The 18,915-nt window shown below is 66.1% G+C and carries 14 protein-coding genes and 1 pseudogene; 7 read left to right on the plus strand and 8 right to left on the minus strand.

Annotated elements, in window-relative coordinates; translation table 11 throughout:
- Positions 1-179: 179 nt before the first annotated feature.
- From ACMGEZ_RS28775 to ACMGEZ_RS28795, 5 genes are all read right to left on the minus strand, one after another.
- Positions 180-1,646, minus strand: a complete 1,467-nt coding sequence (locus tag ACMGEZ_RS28775) for a Dyp-type peroxidase (RefSeq protein WP_436825694.1) — start codon at positions 1,644-1,646, stop codon at positions 180-182.
- Between the two features lie 68 nt (positions 1,647-1,714).
- Positions 1,715-3,013: a hypothetical protein gene (locus ACMGEZ_RS28780; protein ID WP_436825695.1), complete on the minus strand. Its 1,299-nt coding sequence runs from the start codon at positions 3,011-3,013 to the stop codon at positions 1,715-1,717.
- A gap of 23 nt (positions 3,014-3,036) precedes the next feature.
- Positions 3,037-3,468 carry a hypothetical protein gene (locus ACMGEZ_RS28785; protein WP_436825696.1) on the minus strand — a complete coding sequence of 144 codons (432 nt, stop codon included), beginning with the start codon at positions 3,466-3,468 and terminating at the stop codon, positions 3,037-3,039.
- Positions 3,469-3,527: 59 nt separating this feature from the next.
- Positions 3,528-5,390: a GMC family oxidoreductase gene (locus tag ACMGEZ_RS28790; protein WP_436825697.1), complete on the minus strand. Its 1,863-nt coding sequence runs from the start codon at positions 5,388-5,390 to the stop codon at positions 3,528-3,530.
- 6 nt (positions 5,391-5,396) lie between these two features.
- Positions 5,397-7,925 (minus strand): hypothetical protein, encoded by a 2,529-nt coding sequence (locus ACMGEZ_RS28795; protein ID WP_436825698.1) that lies wholly within the window; start codon positions 7,923-7,925, stop codon positions 5,397-5,399.
- A 340-nt stretch (positions 7,926-8,265) separates the two neighbouring features.
- On the opposite strand from ACMGEZ_RS28795, the gene ACMGEZ_RS28800 reads away from it, so the two are divergent.
- Positions 8,266-10,107, plus strand: a complete 1,842-nt coding sequence (locus ACMGEZ_RS28800; RefSeq protein WP_436825699.1) for a pectate lyase — start codon at positions 8,266-8,268, stop codon at positions 10,105-10,107.
- Positions 10,108-10,212: 105 nt separating this feature from the next.
- On the opposite strand, the gene ACMGEZ_RS28805 is transcribed toward ACMGEZ_RS28800, so the two are convergent.
- Positions 10,213-11,817 (minus strand): MFS transporter, encoded by a 1,605-nt coding sequence (locus ACMGEZ_RS28805; RefSeq protein ID WP_436825700.1) that lies wholly within the window; start codon positions 11,815-11,817, stop codon positions 10,213-10,215.
- A gap of 193 nt (positions 11,818-12,010) precedes the next feature.
- Here ACMGEZ_RS28805 and ACMGEZ_RS28810 point away from each other — a divergent pair, with 193 nt between their 5' ends.
- The 6 genes and pseudogenes from ACMGEZ_RS28810 (at position 12,011) to ACMGEZ_RS28835 (ending at position 16,182) form a co-directional block, all read left to right on the plus strand.
- Positions 12,011-13,261, plus strand: coding sequence for an ATP-grasp domain-containing protein (locus ACMGEZ_RS28810; RefSeq protein ID WP_436825701.1), 1,251 nt, complete (start codon positions 12,011-12,013; stop codon positions 13,259-13,261).
- Positions 13,262-13,283: 22 nt separating this feature from the next.
- Positions 13,284-13,733, plus strand: coding sequence for a HalD/BesD family halogenase (locus ACMGEZ_RS28815; protein WP_436825702.1), 450 nt, complete (start codon positions 13,284-13,286; stop codon positions 13,731-13,733).
- Between the two features lie 41 nt (positions 13,734-13,774).
- Positions 13,775-14,083 (plus strand): HalD/BesD family halogenase, encoded by a 309-nt coding sequence (locus ACMGEZ_RS28820; protein ID WP_436825738.1) that lies wholly within the window; start codon positions 13,775-13,777, stop codon positions 14,081-14,083.
- Between the two features lie 80 nt (positions 14,084-14,163).
- Positions 14,164-14,844, plus strand: coding sequence for a class I SAM-dependent methyltransferase (locus ACMGEZ_RS28825; RefSeq protein ID WP_436825703.1), 681 nt, complete (start codon positions 14,164-14,166; stop codon positions 14,842-14,844).
- A gap of 107 nt (positions 14,845-14,951) precedes the next feature.
- Positions 14,952-15,550: pseudogene (locus ACMGEZ_RS28830) on the plus strand (MATE family efflux transporter).
- Positions 15,493-16,182 (plus strand): MATE family efflux transporter, encoded by a 690-nt coding sequence (locus ACMGEZ_RS28835; protein WP_436825704.1) that lies wholly within the window; start codon positions 15,493-15,495, stop codon positions 16,180-16,182. Before ACMGEZ_RS28830 ends, ACMGEZ_RS28835 begins: the two are co-directional and overlap by 58 nt.
- Here ACMGEZ_RS28835 and ACMGEZ_RS28840 read toward each other — a convergent pair.
- On the minus strand, positions 16,151-17,593 hold the full coding sequence (locus ACMGEZ_RS28840; protein ID WP_436825705.1) for an MFS transporter: 1,443 nt from the start codon (positions 17,591-17,593) through the stop codon (positions 16,151-16,153). The two genes, ACMGEZ_RS28835 and ACMGEZ_RS28840, sit on opposite strands and share 32 nt — an antisense overlap.
- Entirely contained in the window at positions 17,580-18,785 is a 1,206-nt protein-coding gene (locus ACMGEZ_RS28845) for a multidrug effflux MFS transporter (protein WP_436825706.1), read from the minus strand. The genes ACMGEZ_RS28840 and ACMGEZ_RS28845 overlap by 14 nt, the downstream gene beginning before the upstream one ends.
- Between the last annotated feature and the right edge of the window lie 130 nt (positions 18,786-18,915).

Here is an 18,915-nt window from a genome sequence, read left to right on the forward strand (position 1 = left end):
GGTCGCCTTTCTTTGGTTACTTTCTTTGGCGAGACAAAGAAAGTAACTCGCCCGCCGGGGCGAAATCCCGGCTCCGGACTCAACACAACAGCACCGTACGAAATCAAACGAACCGAGCGCCCCACCCCAACCCTCCCCCACAGAGAGAGGGAGCAAGACAGCAGCCGACCGCGAGGCCCTCACGAGGACTGCCCTTTCGACAGGTAACGCAATGCGCGAATGCCGGGCATGAAGAAGTACGCCCCACCCCGAACGGTCACGAACTGCGGCAGGCCCGAGAGCCGGCGATCCGGCCCCGTGCCCACCGGCATCGAAAAGCTGTCCGTCGGACTGCCATCCGCATCCGGCAGCCGATGGCCCAATAGCGGATCGGACTCGCCTGAGAGGCCATCGAAGCGCGTCCCCGCCAGCCATGCGTTCTGGACGAACTCGAACTGCCGCGCGATGTTGGCGCCCAGGCAGATGAAGTGCAGCCCCGTCTCCTCGCCCGGTTCGCCGCCGTACTCGCGGCCGCGGCGCAGCAGGCGATGGAAGCGCGTCGAGGCGACCAGGTCGGGCCGCAGCGAGCCCGCGCCGAAGCCCAGCCGCCGCCACAGGCGCGAGAGCGGATTCGCCCAACCCGGCGGCAGGTCGCCGTTGCGCGGATTGGCGCGGCGGATGTGCGCACCGATGGGACAGCGCAGCCCGTCGGGATCGCCACGGTAGGTGAAGCCGTTGCGCCGTCGGGCCTCCTCGTCGATTCCGTCGATGTGCTCCCGGCCGGGCCCCACGAGCGCCTCGCTGCCATCCATGCTGCGGCCGACCATGGCCTCGGCCAGCCGACGGCGCAGGACCGGATCGCCGCCGGCCTGGCGATCGAGGAACTGCCAGAAGCCGCCCACGTCCTGGCGCAGCTGGCGCATCACCAGGTAGCTGCCGTTGCGCCCGAGGTCGGCCATCGCAGGTGCATCCTCGGCACGGGGCAGCATCGTGCCGGGATCGCGTTTCGGGTCCAGCAAGGGACGATCGGTGTACGCACCGTACTCGTTGGGATAGCCCAGCAGGTACTCGCCGAGGCAGGACCGGTTGGTGAAGCCGAACTGCTCCTCGTCGCGCGCCGGACGCTTGCGCTCCCAGTCGACGCGCGGCTGCGAGATGCCGTCGACGAAGCCGAAAGGCTCGGTCTCGCGCAGCCGGGCGGTGAAGAGGCAATCGGTCTCCTCGAAGCCGGCTTCGCACTCGGCACGCACGGCGGCGAGCAGGGTGTCGAGCTGGCCCGGCATTGCGTAGAGCATCAGCAGCACATGTGGCACCTCGTGCGGCGCACCGCCCCACTGCCAGCCCGCGGGATCGTTCGCGCCGAGGTCGCCGAGCCGCCGCGCCCGGCTGGCATCGCTGCTCATGCCGGCCAGGAACTCCGCCGAGAAGCCTTCGACGATGTCGCGTGCCACGCCAAGCCTGTGCAGGCCCGGGGCGCTGATGGCGATCTGCAGCGCGGTGCGCGGCGGCGGCTGGCGCTCGACGGCCGGGGTGACCGGCGCACGAGCGAGCCAGGCGCGCGCGGCCTCGGCATCGTGGATGCGCAGCAGCAGGAAGCAGGCCTGCGTCAGGTGCTTGTAGCCGTAGCGCGCCAGGCCCTGGATGTCCTCGAAGTCGACCTGGGACACTGGAGTACCTTCGCCTTCGGCTGCGGTGCTATTCGCCTTCGGAGCGGCCGTGCGGCTCATGCCACTGCTCACAGCAACCTCAGCCACGCAAGCGCTTCCGCATCGCTCATGCCCACGCGCTCGAAGCCTTCGCGGATGCGCCGGTTGCGCTCCAGGTCGCTGAGCGTGAGGCCGGGGTAGGCCTTGTACCAGACCTCGGTCGGCAGCTGGTGGCCGCGCTGGTAGTACTTGAAGGGCAGCTCGCGGCGCGCGCCCTGCTGGATCAGCCAGGCGGTGCGGGGCCACCCGAAGCCGTTGCTGAAGACCAGGTTGAGGCCCCACGCGACCTTGTTGATGAAGTCGTCCATGTAGGCCTCGTGGCTGCCGTCGTAGTTGCTGGCGAACAGCACGCGGAGCTTGTTGTCGAGGAAGACCCAGTGCGCGAAGTGGATGGTGCGCACGCGCCCCAGGTGGCCGCGCCCGAAAACATGGCGGCAGGCCCAGGCGATCGCGAGCAGCAGCACCTGCACCAGCACGCGCCGGAACCAGCCCGGCTTGACGGCCCCGAGCGCGGTGAAGCTGTTGCTGGGGCCGTGGTCCTCCAGCTCCTGCATCGCGCCCACCGCGGCGGCGCGCGGACGCGGGCAGTATTCCGGGTCGGCGCGCTCGTGCCGGCGCAGCAGCACGAGAAAAAACGGCAGCACGATCAGCAGCAGCGGCGAGAGCAGCAACGCTGCCAACGGCAGCCCGATCGCATGCAGCGTGTTGCGCACCCGCCAGCCTATCGGCGTCGGCTCCGGCGGCGTCAGCGGCAACATGCCGGTCGCCTGCTGGGCGCGCACGAAGTTCAGCAGGTCGCGCCGCAGCATCTGCGGATCGACCGCCGCGCCGCGTATGTCGCGCGGCACCCGCGCCGCCAGGGCCCGCTGCAGCGCGCTCTCCTCGCGGATCTGTCGAACGGTGCGCCCGATGCGGTTGACGTACGGCGCGGCAACCGGGCGGTCATGCTCGATCAGCCACTCGAGCAGGTCGTCACGCAGGTCGAGGCCGCGGCAGTGCGAGAAGATGCGGCGCAGGCCCTCGCCGGCGTGCTGCACCATTTCGGCCAGTTGCGCCTCGGCCGAGCCGTCGCAGTCGCCCATGAAGAGCAGGTAGGTCGGCAGCTTGGGCCGCGGCAGCCCGAAGACTTCGAAGTCCGCCATCGTCGCGTCGCCCAGTATCGCGAACCGCGCGAAGTGCAATCGCTCGAAGGCGCCGAAGGGCAGCACCGGATTGGCCGGGTCGGCCGTGCCGGGCGCGAGTGTCATGGTGCCCAGCAGCTTGCGCAGCCCTGCTTCGCGTCCCGGGGCGATGGCGGCGACCACCACGAAGTGCGATTGCGGAGTCACTGCATGAGGGTTGTGTCGGCAGGCTAGAACTTGAGGCAGAAGTCGATGAGCCGCTCCTTGCCCCAGTACACCTTGCCGAGGTAGAAGCCCGGCGAGATCAGCCGGATCTCGTCGCGGATCCAGTGGGCCACCACCGAGGTCTTGGAGTAGTCGAGCACGATGCACTCCTTCTGGTCCAGCCAGCTGTCGCCCTTGTAGACCTTGGCCACGATGGCCTGGATGCCGAAGGGACTGACCTTGTTCTTGAGCACGCCATTGGCGGGGTCGAAGACCTTGCCCTGCCAGCCGAAGAAGTTGACCATCTTCGCGATCGACTCGGTGTAGCGGGTGCCGGGCGCGATGATCGCGGTGCCCTCCGCCTCGCCGGAGGGAATGTCCCCCGCCGGGCTGGCGGTGAAGAGCTCGTCGAGCTGCTGCTGCGTCATGTCGAGCAGTTGCTGTACGTCGTAAGCCATGCGCCATCTCCTCGAGTGAAGACCCCGCCGTCCAAGTGTCCGGCCAGGGTCGTGGGCCGTCAATTTGCCGAAAGTGGTGTGCGCGCGGCCGTGCGCAGCACCGCATCCGCCGCCTTCTCCGCGGCCATGTAGACCGCGGATGCGACGAAGAAACCTGGAATGCGCGGGAACACCGAGGCATCGACCACGCGCAAGCGCGGCACGCCGTGCACCGCGAAATTGCCGTCCAGCACCCCGCCCTGCTCCCGCGGGCCGATCGCGCAGGAGCAGGAGGCGTGATGGCCCCAGGCCGTGTCGCGCACATAGTCGGCCAGCGCCTCATCGCTCTGCACGGCCGGGCCGGGCGCGATCTCCTCGGCGATCCATCCTTTGGCGAGCAGCGGCGCCGTCATCCGGCGCACCAGACGGATCGCCTGCACCACTGCCTTCAGGTCCTCGGCGCCCGGATCGTCGGTCTCGTCGAAGTAGTGGAAGTCCACCAAGGGCATGTCGCGCGGGTCGGCGGAGCGCAGGCGCACGGTGCCGGCGCGGTTGCGCGTATGACCCTTCAGCACCGCCCAGGTCAGCTGGTCGGGCTGCTCCCGTATCAGTGCCGAGAAGCCGGGGAAATAGCCCTCGAAGCGCCCCAGCAGCGCCATGCAGAAGAGATCGGGCTCTGCGCCTGGCCTGGCCGCGAAGCTCGAGCGCTGCACCACGCCCAGCGCCGCGCCGTTGGAGGCGTACATGCCGACGCGCCCTTCGTCCCAGCGCCGCCACAGCGTGTCGTCGCGATCGAAGCGCGCGCCCTCGAGCACCTCCCACGGCCGGCGCATGCGGTGCGTGACGGCGATCTCGTAGCGGTCCTGCAGATTGCGGCCGACGCCGGGCAGCGCAGCGCGCTGCGCGATGCCGTGCCGGCGCAGCTCTTCTTCAGGCCCGATGCCCGAGAGCATCAGCAGCTGCGGTGTATTGAAAGCGCCGCCGCAGAGGATCACCTCTCGCCGCGCCCGCGCCTCGCGCCGCTGGCCTTCGGCCGTGCTCGGCGCCGCATGAGCGCGGTACAGGTGCGCGCCCTTGAGGTACTCGACGCCGGACGCCACGCCGGCTTCGTCGAAGAGCACGCGCGCGGCCAGGGCGTCGAGCTCGATGTGCAAGCGGCCCGGGTGCTTCCTTGCCACCTCCAGCAGCCGCTCGCGGATGCCTGCGCGCCGGTGCGCCGAGGTGGAGAGCGGCGTATAGCACAGCCCCTCGAAGCTGCCAGGCCACAGGCGCCGCGAGTTCGGGTCGCCCAGCCCGCCCCGCAGCCAGCGCAGCGTGCTGCGCACCGGCGTGGGCAGGCTGCCGGCGAAGACGCCGGCGCTGTCGCGCAGGACCCGCATCAGCCCGTCATCGCCCAGCACCGTGAGCGGGATCGCCTTCTCGGTGCGCAGCCAGCCGCCCCAGCCGTGGCCGGTCGGATCGAGCCCCACATGGCGCAGCGCCCGCCACACCGGCCGGTGCGCGCAGTTCTCGATACGCTGGGCATAGCGGCGCATGCGCGAGGCGCGCCACGAGCGGTCGCCGGTCAGCCGCGCAATGTGGTTCCAGTCGGAGGCGTGCGGCAGCATGAAGATCATCGCGTTGTGTGCGCTGCATCCGCCGAGCGCCGCCGCGCGCGGGTAGAGCACGCCCTGCCCTGCCTCGTATTTCCAGTCGCGGGCCTGCCGCGCCTCGTCGGCATGATGGCGCACGCGGAAGTTCCAGCTGATGGCCGGGTTCTCGCAGGCGAAGGCGTGGAAGGCCGGCACGTCATAGTCTTCCGGCAGGCGCGGTGCGGAGGCCCGCGGGTCGCCGCCGGCCTCGATCAGGAAGACCCGCATGCCAGCCTCCGCCAACCGCGCGGCCAGCGTGCCGCCGCCGGGGCCGGAGCCGACGATCACATAGTCCCATTCGGGTTCGGTCATCAGGTCTCAGAAGGTCTTGAGGAAGGCGATCAGCGCGCGCTTGTCCTCGTCGCTCAACTCGGGCTCGCGGCCGAAGGCCTTCTCGTCCTCGCTCAGCCCGTCCTGCCGGTTGAACTGCGCGGTGCCGAAATAATGGCCGCGGTTGACGACGAAGTCCGGGCACTTGCTCAACTGCATCATCGGCTCGCGCAGCTTCGAGAAATGCTCGCGCAGCTGCTCGTCGGTGGCACCGGCGGGGGCGCTCTTCAACGCACGCCTGAGCTCGATCAGCAGCTCGCCCACATCTTGCACGTGGCTCGCCTTCTCGTGCAGGCTGTCGCCCTCCGCGCGCAGCTTGAGATTGGCCAGCAGTGCCACCGGGGTGCCCTTGGGGATGGGGCCGAGCACGATGTCGCCGTCCTTCTCCGCCAGCCACGGCGCCCAGCGGTGCAGCGTGCCCTGCAGCGGGCGAAGCGCCTCGGGCACGAAGCCGGTAGGCACGGTCACGGTGCTGCGCTCCGTCGTGCGGTCGATGAAGCCTTCGACTTTGTCGCCCAGCTCCGGGTCGCGCTCGCGCCGCTCGGGCCACAGCATCTGCTCGATCGAGGCCTCGAAGCTGCGCAGGCGCGCATTGACCGAGGGATCGATGTCGAAGGGACCCACTGTGTTGTTGAGCAGCAGCGGCGCCGTCGACCAGACACTGATCAGCGAAGGCACGCGCGTGTAGCCGCGCCCGCCGGCCGGCATTGCATAGGGCCGCGGCTCGCCGCTGAAGGGGTCGCGCAACGTCACCGTGCCGACCGAGGGCAGTTGCTTGTAGGTCTGCGACGAGAAGTCGTTCCAGATGTTGCCGGCCAGCGCATTGGTCGCGAGCGGGCTGCAGACGTTGGTGCGCAGCAGCGTCGCCGGGATGCGCGCGTCGGTCGACAGGTAGTTGCCCTGGAGGAAGTCCGGCGCCTGCACGATCTTGCGCATCTCGGTCTTGTACTCGTCGCTCTGGGTCCACTTCCAGTAGCGCTTGAAGCAGTCGAGGTAGCCGGCGCCAGCGCACTTCGCGGCCGTGAGCTCCAGCGCGGGCGGCGGCGTCGGCGCCTTGCTCGAATGGCAACGCGCGCAGGTGTCGGCAAAGGCCGTCTTGCCGCGCTCGAGCAGGCCCGCGCCGGCCTGCAGGTGCTCGGCGCCCCCGGGCGCATCCTTGAGCCGGTCGGGTTGCGCCGCCTTGAGGAAGAACAGCGCCGTGTCGGGCGTGCCCGCCTCGGTCGCCTGCCAGTAGCTGGAGTTCTTCTGCGCCGTGGCGATCGGGATCGGCGTGATCGTCTTGCCGCCCACCACCGGGTTGAAGTGCAGCAGCCATTCTTCGCTGAACAGGCCGATGTTGAGGTAGACCCGGTTGAGCGCACCGAGCAGGCCCACTGAATCCGCGCCGTCCTTCAGCACGTGCGGCGTGCGCACCGCGTCGGGCTTGGTGAAGAAGTCCAGCAGCGGCCCGCTGGCCAGGTAGTCGTTGAACTGCTTGTTGTCGAGCTCGCCGCCCGCGAGCTTCTCCTGCCCGATGCGCTTGGCCATGTCCATGCGTGCGCCGAAGTCGTACACCGCGTTCATCGTGCGCGGGTTGTTGATGCTGTCGGTGGAGACCAGCGAGGTGTCCATGCTGCCCGGCCGGTAGGTGTGGGCCAGCTGGAACATGTAGTTGGTGCGGCCTTCGGGCTTGTTGGCGTTGTAGATGAAGAGCCGGTCCACCCACATGTACTGCGCACCCACCGACGAGCTGAGGTTCTCGAACTTCGGGCTGTTGGGATCGGCCGGCGGCTTCACCGGGCTCGGGCCGATGTGGCAGAAGCCGCAGGACATGCCCACGCGGTACGGCCGCACCAAATCCTTGCGGTTGTAGTAGTTGGGGTCGGTGTAGTACTTCTCTGCGTCCCACTCCTTGGCCGCCTTGGCATCGAAGGCCGGGTTGGGAAAAAGCCTGAGGCCCGCAATGCCCGTGCCCCAGCCGTAGAACGAGCCCACCGGCTGCGTCGTGCCGTCGCCCAGCGGCTGGCCGCGCGATCCGATCTTGACGCCCGGGTACTTGCTCTCGTTCTCGAACGGGTCGGGACCGCAGTCCTTGCTGCGCACGTCGAGCCAGAGGCCGCGGCGGGACTTGTCGGGACCGGTCGCCGCCTCGAAGCAGGGTTCGTTCACCAGGCCGAAATAGCTCCAGCGGTTGGCGCGCGAATAGCCGAGCGTGGGATGCGTGCTCACCACCTTCAGCAGGTCGAAGGCGCCGAAGGTGTAGTCCGTCATCTGCGTCCAGAAGCGGTCGTTGCCGCCGCTCCACATCAGCCACATGTTGCGGCCCTTGACCTCTTCGGGCGTGAGCGCGATGCCGCCATCCATGTCGCGGAAGTAGTCCTCGGTGGCGTGCGGGAAGGAGGCGGCGTCGCGGCCGGCCTGCTTGGCTTCGTCGAGCACTTCGCCGGGCTTCGGCCCTTTGCTGCAGGCCGCGAGGCACAGGATGACTGCCAGCGGCAACAGCACTCGCTTCGCCGCAGAGCAGCGTCTTGGGATCATGGCCATTCCTCCTGCCGACAGCGTCGGTGAACGGGGGATCACGAGGCGCAGTGTGGGTGCGGGGGGTGGGCTTGGGTATCCGCCATGCGGGCTAACCAAAGGTCGTAGGCGGGGGTGTCCCGGGGCTGAGGCTGCAGCTTCAGCGCCAACCTGTCGAGGTACGTTGTCCTACAACCAGAACTCGTTTGGTGAGGTTTGCAAATCTGCCATTGAGGCGTTCCCCCATTGACGCGCGTCGTTGGCGACCTCAATAATCGCCCGCCGCAGAAGCCAGTTGCTTGTATGACAACTGATGACCTGCGGTCCCGCCCAGACACCTGACTCCATCGAGGGGAATGCCATGAAACGCAGACAGTTTGCAATTTCGGTCCTGTCCCCCGTCGCGCTGGCCGCCTGTGGCGGCGGTGGCGATGGGCCCAATTTCCCGATTCCTGCTCCCGCCCCTGCCCCGGCGCCTGCGCCTGCGCCCGCCCCTACCCCTCAGGCCACCGCCACGGCGGCGCTCAAGCGGGCTGCCACCTACATGGACGAAGTCGTCTCCTACCGCGGCGGCTACGTCTGGTCGTACTCGCCCGACCTCACGCAGACCTTCGGCGAAATGGAGGCCAAGCGCACCATGCTCTGGCTGCAGCCGCCGGGCACTTCCTCCATCGGCCACATCTACCTGGATGCGTATCACGCGACCGGGGACGAGCGCTTCTACCAGGCCGCCGACCGCACGGCCAAGGCGGTTGCCGCCGCCCAGCACGGTTCCGGCGGCTGGAACTACATCTATGACTTCGCAGGCGAGGCGTCGCTGCAGCACTGGTACGAGACGGTGGGCATGAATGGCTGGCGCCTCGAGGAGTTCCAGCACTACTACGGCAACGCGACCTTCGATGACGCCACCACCGCCGTGGCCTCGCAGCTGATGCTGCGCATGTACCTCGAAAAGAAGGACCCGGTCTACCAGGCTGCCACGGACAAGGCCATCAAGTTCATTACCGATGCGCAGTTCGGCCCCGAGTTCGGCGTGGCCGACGGCGGCTGGCCGCAGCGCTTTCCGCACAACCCGAGCGCGATCACCTCGATGCCACTGCCCAACCCGCAGCAGTTGCCGGTGGGCGCGCGCGCCGGCATGGAAGACGGCGACTACACGCTGCACGTGACCTTCAACGACGACGTGATGGGCGAGAACATCAAGTTCCTGACCATGTGCGTGATGACGCTCGGCCGCACGGACCTGGTGGCCAACATCACGCGGGCCATGGACTGCATGCAGCGGATGCAATGGACCTCGACCGTCCAGCCGCTGCAATCGGGCTGGAGCCTTCAGCACCTGTCGCGCATCACGAACGGCCGCCCGGCAGGCGCGCCGGCCGGCGCGCGCTCCTACGAGCCGCGCTCGCTGGCCACCCACACGACGCAGACCAATATCCAGCAGCTCTTCGGCTACTTCACGCTGACGGGCGACAAGAAGTACCTGTCGCAGCTGCAGCAGGCGATAAATTGGCTGAAGTCGCCCTCGATCCAGTTGCCTGCGAACGTCGCGACCCTCAATCCGCTGCTCGCGGGCCGCAACGTGGCCACGTTCATCGAGCTCGATACGAACGAGCCGCTCTATATCCACCGCTACGGCTCCAACGTCCACAACGGCGCGTACTTCTTCGACAAGGACATCACCAACACCATCAGCCACTATTCGTCCGGCCGTTCGGTGGATACGGCGGCGCTGCAAAAGCGCCTGGACGAGCTCAACGCAATGACGCAGGCGCAGATCGATGCCATGGTGGCCAAATCGCCGCTGCGCACTACGACACCCCGCGCCCTGCCGAAGTACTTCGCGGCCGTTCGCGAAGTGGATTTCCCCGATCTGTTCGAAGGCGCCGTGCTGAAGACGCCCGCGGTGCCGGAATCCGAGGTGCAGACGATCGTGGCTGCGCTGGTGGACGGCAACTACTGGACCGCGCCAGTGCCGGAGGTCGTGAACCCGTATCGCGGCAATGGCCCGACGACGCCGTACACCGGCACGGCCTATCGCAGCCGCCATGTGGGCGACATCTACGACACCTCTCCCTATCCGCCGGATGTACCGCCGGAGATCGCACCTTATGTGAAGCGCGAGAAGCCGCAGTTCATCCTCACGTCGAACTTCATTGCGCGCATGGGGAGGCTGATCTCATTCATTTCGCCGGTGGCTTGATCGCCGCGTGCAACCCAGGCAGCTCAAACCTGAAACGCAGCGTCTTCGTGGCTGGCGGGGACCCTGGCTCGCCTGGCACCTTGTTGTCTCACTGATGGCCAGGGGCTAGCGCGGCTTGGGCACCGCCGCCCCCGCCTCGCTCGGCCCGCGCCCGATCATCACCCACGCACTCAGCGCACTCAGCAGTGCCAGCCCTGCGCAGATCAGCATCACCCACCGAAACCCCGCCACGAAGGACTCGGCCACCGCGCGCTTGAGCGCCGCCGCAGCCGCCGCATCGATGCCCGGCGGCATCTCAGCGCCCGCCAGCTTGCTGCGCTGCCCCTCGATGAACGCACTGGCCTGCGCCGAGGCCCCCGCGTCGCGCAGCCCTTGCGCCAGCACCGCATCGAAGGCCCATGCCATCACCACTCCGAACACAGCGATCGCCAGCACCGATGCCGCACGCGACACCGCGTTGTTCACCCCCGATGCGATCCCCGCCGCCTCTGGTCCGACCGCATTCATCACCGTCGTCGTCAGCGGCGCCACCGTGATCGTCATGCCGCATCCCAGCACCACCACCGCCGGAAAGAAAGCTGTCCAGTAGCTGGCCCCGACGCCCGGCACCGCGAACAGCGCAAAGCCCGCGGCCGCGATGCTCGGCCCCACCACCAGCGGCAGCCGTGGCCCGAAGCGATCCACCAGCTGCCCTGCCCAGCCCGAGAGCACGAACATGATCAGGATGAACGGCAGCAGCGCGGCACCCGCCGCCGTGGCCGAGTAGCCCTGCACCTGGATGAGGTTGAGCGGAAAAAAATACAGCCCTCCCCCCAGAGCCGCATACAGCAGCAGCGTCAGCAGGTTGGCCCCGGCAAAGTTGCCGATGCGCAAGAGCGACAAGGGCAGCATCGGCGATTCGGCGCGCTGCTCGACCATCACGAAGACGACGCTGCTTGCAATGCCGATGGCCAGCGCCGCCATCACTGCCGCCGAACCCCAGCCCTGCGTGGGCGCCTCGATGAATGCATAGACGATGCCGCCCAGCGCTGCGGTCGCCAGCACGGCGCCCCACGCATCCAGCCCGCTGCCGGCGGAACTGCCGCGGCTCTCCGGCACATGGCGCCACACGATCCACAGCACCGCCAGCGCCATCGGCACGTTCACCAGGAAGGCCCAGGTCCACGAATAGTGATCGACCAGGAAGCCGCCGAGCACCGGCCCGATGGCTGCAGTGATGCCGCTCGCGCCGGACCAGGTGCCGATGGCACGGCCTCGCTCCTTCTGCGCGAAATTGGCGCTGATCAGGGCCAGGCTGCCGGGCACGAGCAGGGCGCCGCCGATGCCCTGCACCGCGCGCGCCAGGATCAGCTGCTGCACCGTGCCCGACAGCGCGCAGCCCACCGACGCCAGCGCGAAGAGCACGACGCCGATCGCGAAGATGCGCCGCCGCCCGAAGAGGTCACCCAGCGCGCCGCCGACCAGCAGCAGCGCAGCCAGGAAGAGCGCATACGACTCCACCACCCATTGCGCCTGGAAGGCCGTGGCGTTCAGCTCGCGCTGGATTGCGGGCAGCGCTACGTTGACCACCGTGCCGTCGATGAAGGCCATGCTCGACCCGATGATGGCCGCGGCCAGCACCCAGGGCTTCGAGCGCGGCGGGCATGGCGTCGCTTCGCAGCCGTGGCGGATCAGGGCGTTGTCGCCCGGGGGTTTGCCGATCTGACTCATCGCGAAAGTATCGTGCTTCGTGATTCGGACGGGTGCATCTGCTCGTCAAGACTTCCGCGGTGTCGGCCAAGCCCGTCGGGCGCCAACCTACCAACATTGGTAGTTGTCAGGTCTGGAGGGCTTGCGCAGAATTCGCGCCTTTCAAACACCTGACAGGGGGCGCATGCGCAATACAAGACAACCACCGCTGGGATTGGCCGTCGTCGTCGACGCCTATTCCACTGGATCATGCTTGCCGAAGGAGTTCGGACGTTTCGGAATCAAATGTGTCCACGTTCAGAGTTCACCGGACATCCCAGCCGACTTCCTTGCCGCCTTTCGGCCCGGCGATTTCCAGAAGCACTTCGTCGCCGGTGTGCCAGGCGGCATCGATGACATTGCGGGCGATCTGAAAGGGCTCGCGCCGATCATGTGCGTGATAGCAGGCACAGAAACCGGCGTCGAGACGGCCGAGAAGCTGGCACGACTGCTGCACGTGCCAGGAAACGATCCGCGCACAAGTCGCCTCCGCAGGGACAAGTACGAGATGCATGAACGCCTCAGAGAGGCTGGTCTCTCCACCCTGAGGCAAGCCCGTTGCGTCACAGTCGGCGAGGCGCTCGAGTGGGCGGGGGCATTGCAAAGGTGGCCCGTGGTCGTCAAACCATCGGCAAGCGCGGGCGCCGACGGTGTCAGGTTCTGCGATGACATGGCCGAGGTCGCAGTGGCCGTGGACGCCGTCCTGGGAAAGCGAAACAAGCTGGGCGAGGTCAACGAGGCTGCGGTGCTGCAGGAAAAAATTTCCGGGCAGCAGTTCATCGTGAATGCCGTCAGCATGGACGGCCGGCACTACATCTCTGAAATATGGAAAGACGACAAGATTGCCGTGCGCGGCGCATCGCTGATATGCGACCGCGAGATTCTGCTGCCCCCGGACCATGACCTGGCTCGTGTCCTGAAGCTCTACACAACCGCATGCCTTGACGCCTTGGGTATCAGGGAGGGACCGTCACATACGGAGCTGTTCCAAACCGATGATGGGGAACTGCTGCTGATTGAAACCGCGGCTCGGATGCAGGGAACGATTGATCACGAGGCCGTGATGGAGGCCACCGCACACTCTCATGTCACCTTGACAGTGCTCCGCCAAGCTGACCCGGGCGCCTTTTCCGAACTACTCGGCACGTCGTATTCCCGCAGGAAGCACCTGCATTGCGTCACCCTATCTTCGAGCAGTTCGGGGACCCTCAAGGAAAACAAGTGCCGCGAGAGGTTGTCCACGTTGAAGTCCTTTCGGTCTCTGATCCACGCGCCAGAGCCGGGCGAGACGGTGGCGCGAACCATCGATCTATTTACCAACGCCGGCATTGCTTATCTCGCCAGCGATGACGAGGAGATCCTTGAGCGGGAATACAGGCTCATCCGTACTTGGGAGGCCACGGGCGAACTCCTCATATTCGAATAAGCATTTCTCCTAACTTAATTCAATGAACTTCAGTCAAATCCAAGGCAACCTCGACGCCTTGCTAGCAACTCATTTTTCCGGATTCGACAGGCAAGTGCATTGCTGGCAAGAAGAGTTTGATTTTCATCAATGCGTGAGAATTGGCAATTTAATCCCGCATCCTCTTCAGGCTTCTCTCCATACCGAAGCTCGGAGACTCTTAGCTGAAAAATCAGAGCGACGGAATGTCAATATTGCATCCACCGGCAATACCCCCAGAAGCTATCGAAGCGTAGGCCGAGATGCCATCCGCGAGGCAGGTCTCGTTACGCCGGCTCTGTTTCATTCCGATATTCTTCTCATGCTTCTGAGCACGATTGCGGGAGAACCTGTTTATAGAGTTCCTTACGCACCGGAAGAATACATTATCAACAACCAATGCGGCCACGGCGACACGCACGGCTGGCATTGGGATGACTCGCTTTCGCCCTGATCCATGTTGTCGAGAGTCCCGATCCTCTAGCCGGGGGGCGGATTGAGTATATCCAGAACGTTGCTTGGGACAAGCAGCACCCAGAAAAATGCATCAAGGAAACCTTGGAAAAGCGACTTGTCTCGAGCATGCATGTGCAGAGCGGAGAAACCTATTTCATGAAGACAAACACCACCTTGCATCGGGTTTCTCCACTGACCGAGAACAGCAATCGCATTGCGATTATTTATTCATTCGCAACGGAGAATGATCTGATCGACCCTTCCATCGAGCATGGGACGATGGAAGTCATTTATCCGAAAGACACTGCGGCCCATGTCGGGGTGTCGCCGGACGGGCGAGTTTCTTGAGATCCGCGAATCATGACCAGTACGGATTCATTTTCGGAAGACGAGCACTACCCAATAAAAATCCGAAGAGCGGATTTCCATTGGAATTCGTCCATGCCGCCCGGAGCTTGGGTCGGTACCGGAATACGGAGCAAGAAGCCCTCTTGCTCTCCCAAATAATTCCACTTGCCACTCACTCAAAACTCTTGGATATTTGCTGCGGCTTTGGCCGCCTCTCGGGTCGCATGCATTCCCTTGGGTATGAAGTGACCGGCATCGACATTTCAGAAGAGCAGCTATCGCTGGCTCAGTCTGAAAACAAAGGACCTCGATACTTGGCAATGGACATGCGCGCCCCACCTCTTGAAAAATTTGATGGCCTCCTCAGCATGTTCACAAGTTTTGGTTATTTTGAAAGTGCTGATGAAGATATCAATATGCTCAAGACTTGGTCGGCGCGCCTCCAATCAGGCGGAATACTTGTGATGGAACTGGCTGACATGGAGTGCGCACGAGCCAAACTGCCATCTCACAAAAATCCTTTTATCCGATACACCTTCGATGTGGAAGAGCATTGCTCGATGGATTGGGAACATGGGATATTCAAGGTCACTTATCGACAAAAAGACGCGAAATTTACATGTTGGACTCGACTCTACGAGAAAGAAGAACTAAGAGGATTCTTGCTTGAATCGGGTTTTCGTGAAGTCCGGTTATTCGGTGACTTGAATCTCAACCAAAAAAGACCGGAAAACAATCTGGTCATCGTCGCGACGAAATGAGAAAGACGCCCGGCTTCAAGCGGCACTGTGCGGAGCTATTGCGACTCGGTGGACCCATCCTGCTAGCGCATCTGACACTCCTGTGCAGCGGCGTCGCCGACGCCGCGATGGCTGGCAATTACGGAACTCAGACGCTGGCTGCTGTCGGCATTGGCTCCAGTCTGTGGGGGACGGTGTTCGCATCCTTCTTCGGCGTCATCAGGGGCTGGCAACCATCATCGGACGGAAGTTCGGGTCGGGCGAGGTTTCTCAGATCGGTGCGTGGGTCAGCGCGGGTGCTTGGTTGGCACTGGCGTTGGGCGCTGCCGGCGCGATTCTTCTGGCTCTCGTGGCCGAGCCGCTTTTCAGGTTGGCGCATGTGCCGAAGGACGTTCTGGGAGCGGCCTTGGATTACGTGGGCATCGCGGCCTTGGCGTTGCCTGCGGCTTTGCTCATGCGCGTCTTCTACGCGCTCACCTCGGCGATAAAGCGTCCGCAGCCGATCGTCTGGATCAACGCCTGTGCGCTGCTGGTGAAAGTGCCTTTCAGCTTCGCGCTCATGCATGGTGTCGGGGGTATCCCTGTGTCTGGCTACTGGTCGATCCTCGCTATAGCGAACTCGGACTGCGCTTCCGGCCATCGATTGCCGACTGGCGAAAGGCATGCCGCGTGCTTGCCCTCGGCATTCCGATCGGTGTCGCTCACCTGCTCGAGGTCGGCTCATTGACCATCATGGCGTTCATCATTGCTCGGCTAGGCGCGCACAGCACAGCCGCCCATCAGATTCTGGCAAGCTTGACTGGCCTGATGTTCATGAGTCCGATGGCGCTGGGCGTGGGAGCCCAAACGCTGATCGCGAATGCCATCGGCAAGGGAGACTGGGCGGCGGCCCGGGATATTGCGCACACGAGTATCTGCTTGTCCGTGTTCTGGGGTGTGACTGCCGCCGCATCGCTTCTGGCGGGCGCCTCTTTGGTGCTCCGCGCCTATACCTCGGATCCGGGCGTGACCGAGATCGCCCTTTCCCTCATGCCCATCTTCGCGCTCTATCTGGTGTTTGATGCCATCCAGATCGTCGCAGCCAGCGCGTTGCGCGGCTATGAGCAGACGCTACTGCCTTCACTTGTATATCTGGTCTCACTATGGGGCGTCGGCGTAGTCGGCGGCCACATGCTGACGCACGGCATCGCACCCGGCGTGGTTTGGGCGCCGGCCGTTCCTGCCCTGGGGATCTCGGGCGTCTGGCTCGCTGGCGCCGCCGGCCTTTTCATATGCACTTTGGGGCTCGGCTGCCTGCTCGAGGTCCGAAGCCGATCCTGCGGCATCGTCAGCCTCGTCCCTCGGCATGACGCTGGCTAGGTCCGCGCGTGCGCAGCGTACTGCACACCGCTGCCACGGCCGCGCAGGCGGCGGCCAGGCCGAGCGCGATGAATGGCCCGCGGCCCCCATGCGGGCTCCACGTGCTGAAGATCGCGGCCAGCAGCACCGCACCCAAGGTCTGGCCGGTGAGCCGCGCAGTGCCCAGCATGCCGCTGGCCGCGCCGCTGCGGTGCGCGGGCGGAGAGGTCACGATGGTGTGGTTGTTGGGCGACTGGAACAGGCCGAAGCCCAGGCCGCACAGCGCCATGCGCCACACGATGTCGGCATTGCCCGGGTGCGCCGGCAGCGCCGCCAGCAGCACCAGCCCGAGCGCCAGCAGGCTCAGTCCGATGCCGCCGAGCCAGCCGTCGGGATAGCGGCCGATCAACCGTCCCGCGATCGGCGCCATCACCACGATCGCGAGCGGCCAGGCGGTGATCAGCAGGCCGGCTTCCACGTGCGAACGCCCGTAGGTGTCGAGCAGCAGGAAAGGCAGCGCGATGAAGGACAGCATCTGCGCGCAAAAGGCGCCCACCGAGGCGCCCATCGAGAGCGCGAATACCGGGATGCGCAGCAGGTCCACCGGGAACAGCGGCACGGCCAGCGCGCGCTGCCGTCGCAGGTAGACGAAGCCCACCGCCACGCCCGCGAGCAGCAGCGCCCAGGCGAGCGGCTCGGCGCCCTGCCCCGACTCGCTGCGCACGCCCAGGCGGTCCGCACCGACGAAGACCAGCGAGAACATCAGTACGTTGAGCAGCACGTCGACCCACGAGAAGCGCTCGCCGTCAACCGCGGCCGCGCGTTGCCCTGGAAGCGCGCGCCAGCCCAGCGCCAGCACCAGCAGGCCCAGCGGCACGTTGAACGCGAACAGCCACGGCCACGAAGCCACCGAGAGGATCGCCGCCGCCACCGACGGCCCCGCCACCGAGGCGCTGGCCACCACCACCGAGTTGAGCGCCATGCCGCGGCCCAGCTGCGCGCGCGGATAGACCACCCGCACCAGCGCCGAGTTGACGCTCATCAGCCCGGCGGCGCCGAGCCCCTGCAGGGCGCGCGCGGCGATCAGCGTGCCCAGCGAGTCGGCCAGCATGGCGCCCAGCGAGGCCAGCGTGAACAGCACCATGCCGCACAGGTACACGCGCCGGTAGCCCACCAGATCGCCGAGCGAGGCCAGCGGCAGCAGCATCACCAGCGTCGCGATCTGGTAGGCGTTGACAACCCAGATCGCATGGGCCGGATCGGCCTGGAGCTCGCGGGCGATGCCCGGCAGCGCGAGGTTGACGATGGTGCCGTCGAGCACCGCGACGGTGATGCCCAGGATGATGACCAGCATCGCCCAGCGGCGCTGCGGCTGCGGCAGGCCGTCCGTGGTGGGCGCCTGTGCGCGGGCGGCCGGCTCAGCGGGCCGCATAAGCAACCGGCCGGCGCGGGCCGAGGGTGAACCAACTGAGCACGACGGCGATCAACGCGCCGGCAGCCATGCCCGCGACCATCGGCAGCGGCCGGCCGTCGGTGAACAGGCCGATCACCGCCATCGCCACGGCGCCGGTCAGCATCTGCAGCGTGCCGAGCAAGGCCGAGGCGGTGCCCGCGATGGCGCCGTGCTTCTCCAGCGCGAGCACGGACGTGGTCGGGATGACGAAGCCCATGAAGCCGCTGGCGATGAAGTACAGCACGATCAGCACCGCCAGCCTGTCGCCGCCGGCAAGGTAATACGCGAACATCGCGAGCATCACCAGACCGCAGGCGCTCACGCTCGCCTTGACCACCCGCACGATACCGAAGCGCTCGCACAGCAGCCCGTTGAGCTGGGCTGCACCGAAGAAAGCCGCGGCGTTGACGCCGAAGGCCAGGCTGTAGAGCGTCGGCGAGAGCCCGTAGTGCCCGATCATCACGAAGGAGGAGTTGGCCAGGTAGGTGAAGAAGCCCGCCATCGCGAAGGCGCTGATGAAGACGAGGCCCAGGTAGTGCGCGTCGCGCAGCAGCACCCCATAGGCTCGCAGCGCGCTGCCCAGGCTGCTTTCGACGCGCTCCTCGGCCGGCCGCGTTTCCTTGAGCGTCGCGGCCATCAGCGCGAGGCCGGCCGCGGCGGCCAGCGTCACGGCCCAGAACACGCCGCGCCAGCCGGCGAAGGCAATCACCGCGCTGCCGGCCAGCGGCGCCAGGATGGGCGAGACGCTGAAGACCAGCATCAGCAGCGACATCAGCCGCGCCGCGTCGTTGCCGGTGTGCAGGTCGCGCACCACGGCGCGCGGAATCGCCATTCCGGCGGCGGCGCCCAGGCCCTGCACGAAGCGCAACGCGATCAGGGTCTGGATGTCGGTCGCCAGTGCGCAGCCCACGCTCGCCGCCGCGAACAGCAGCAGCCCGAAATACAGCGGCGGCTTGCGCCCGACCATGTCCGACACCGGGCCGTAGAGCAGTTGGCCGACGCCCAGCGAGATGAAGAAGGCCGTCAGGCTCATCTGGACCGGCCCGATGCCGGCGCCCAGGCTGGCACCGATCTCGGGCAGTGCCGGCAGGTACATGTCGATGGCAAAGGGCCCGATGGCCGACAGCAGGCCCAGCACGAGCGCGATCTTGAAGAAGCGCGAGGAAGTCATCGCCCGATTGTGACCAAGGCCGCAATGGGCGAGCGCCAGCGGGATGGGACCTGCTGTGCTAGGCGAGGTGATGCGCCGTCTCTCCTGGCCACCTACCACATTTGGTAGTTGTGCGGGTCCTCGTTCGAAA

The sequence above is a fragment of the Variovorax stachyos genome, assembly GCF_051400855.1.
In the GTDB taxonomy this organism is placed as follows: domain Bacteria; phylum Pseudomonadota; class Gammaproteobacteria; order Burkholderiales; family Burkholderiaceae_C; genus Variovorax.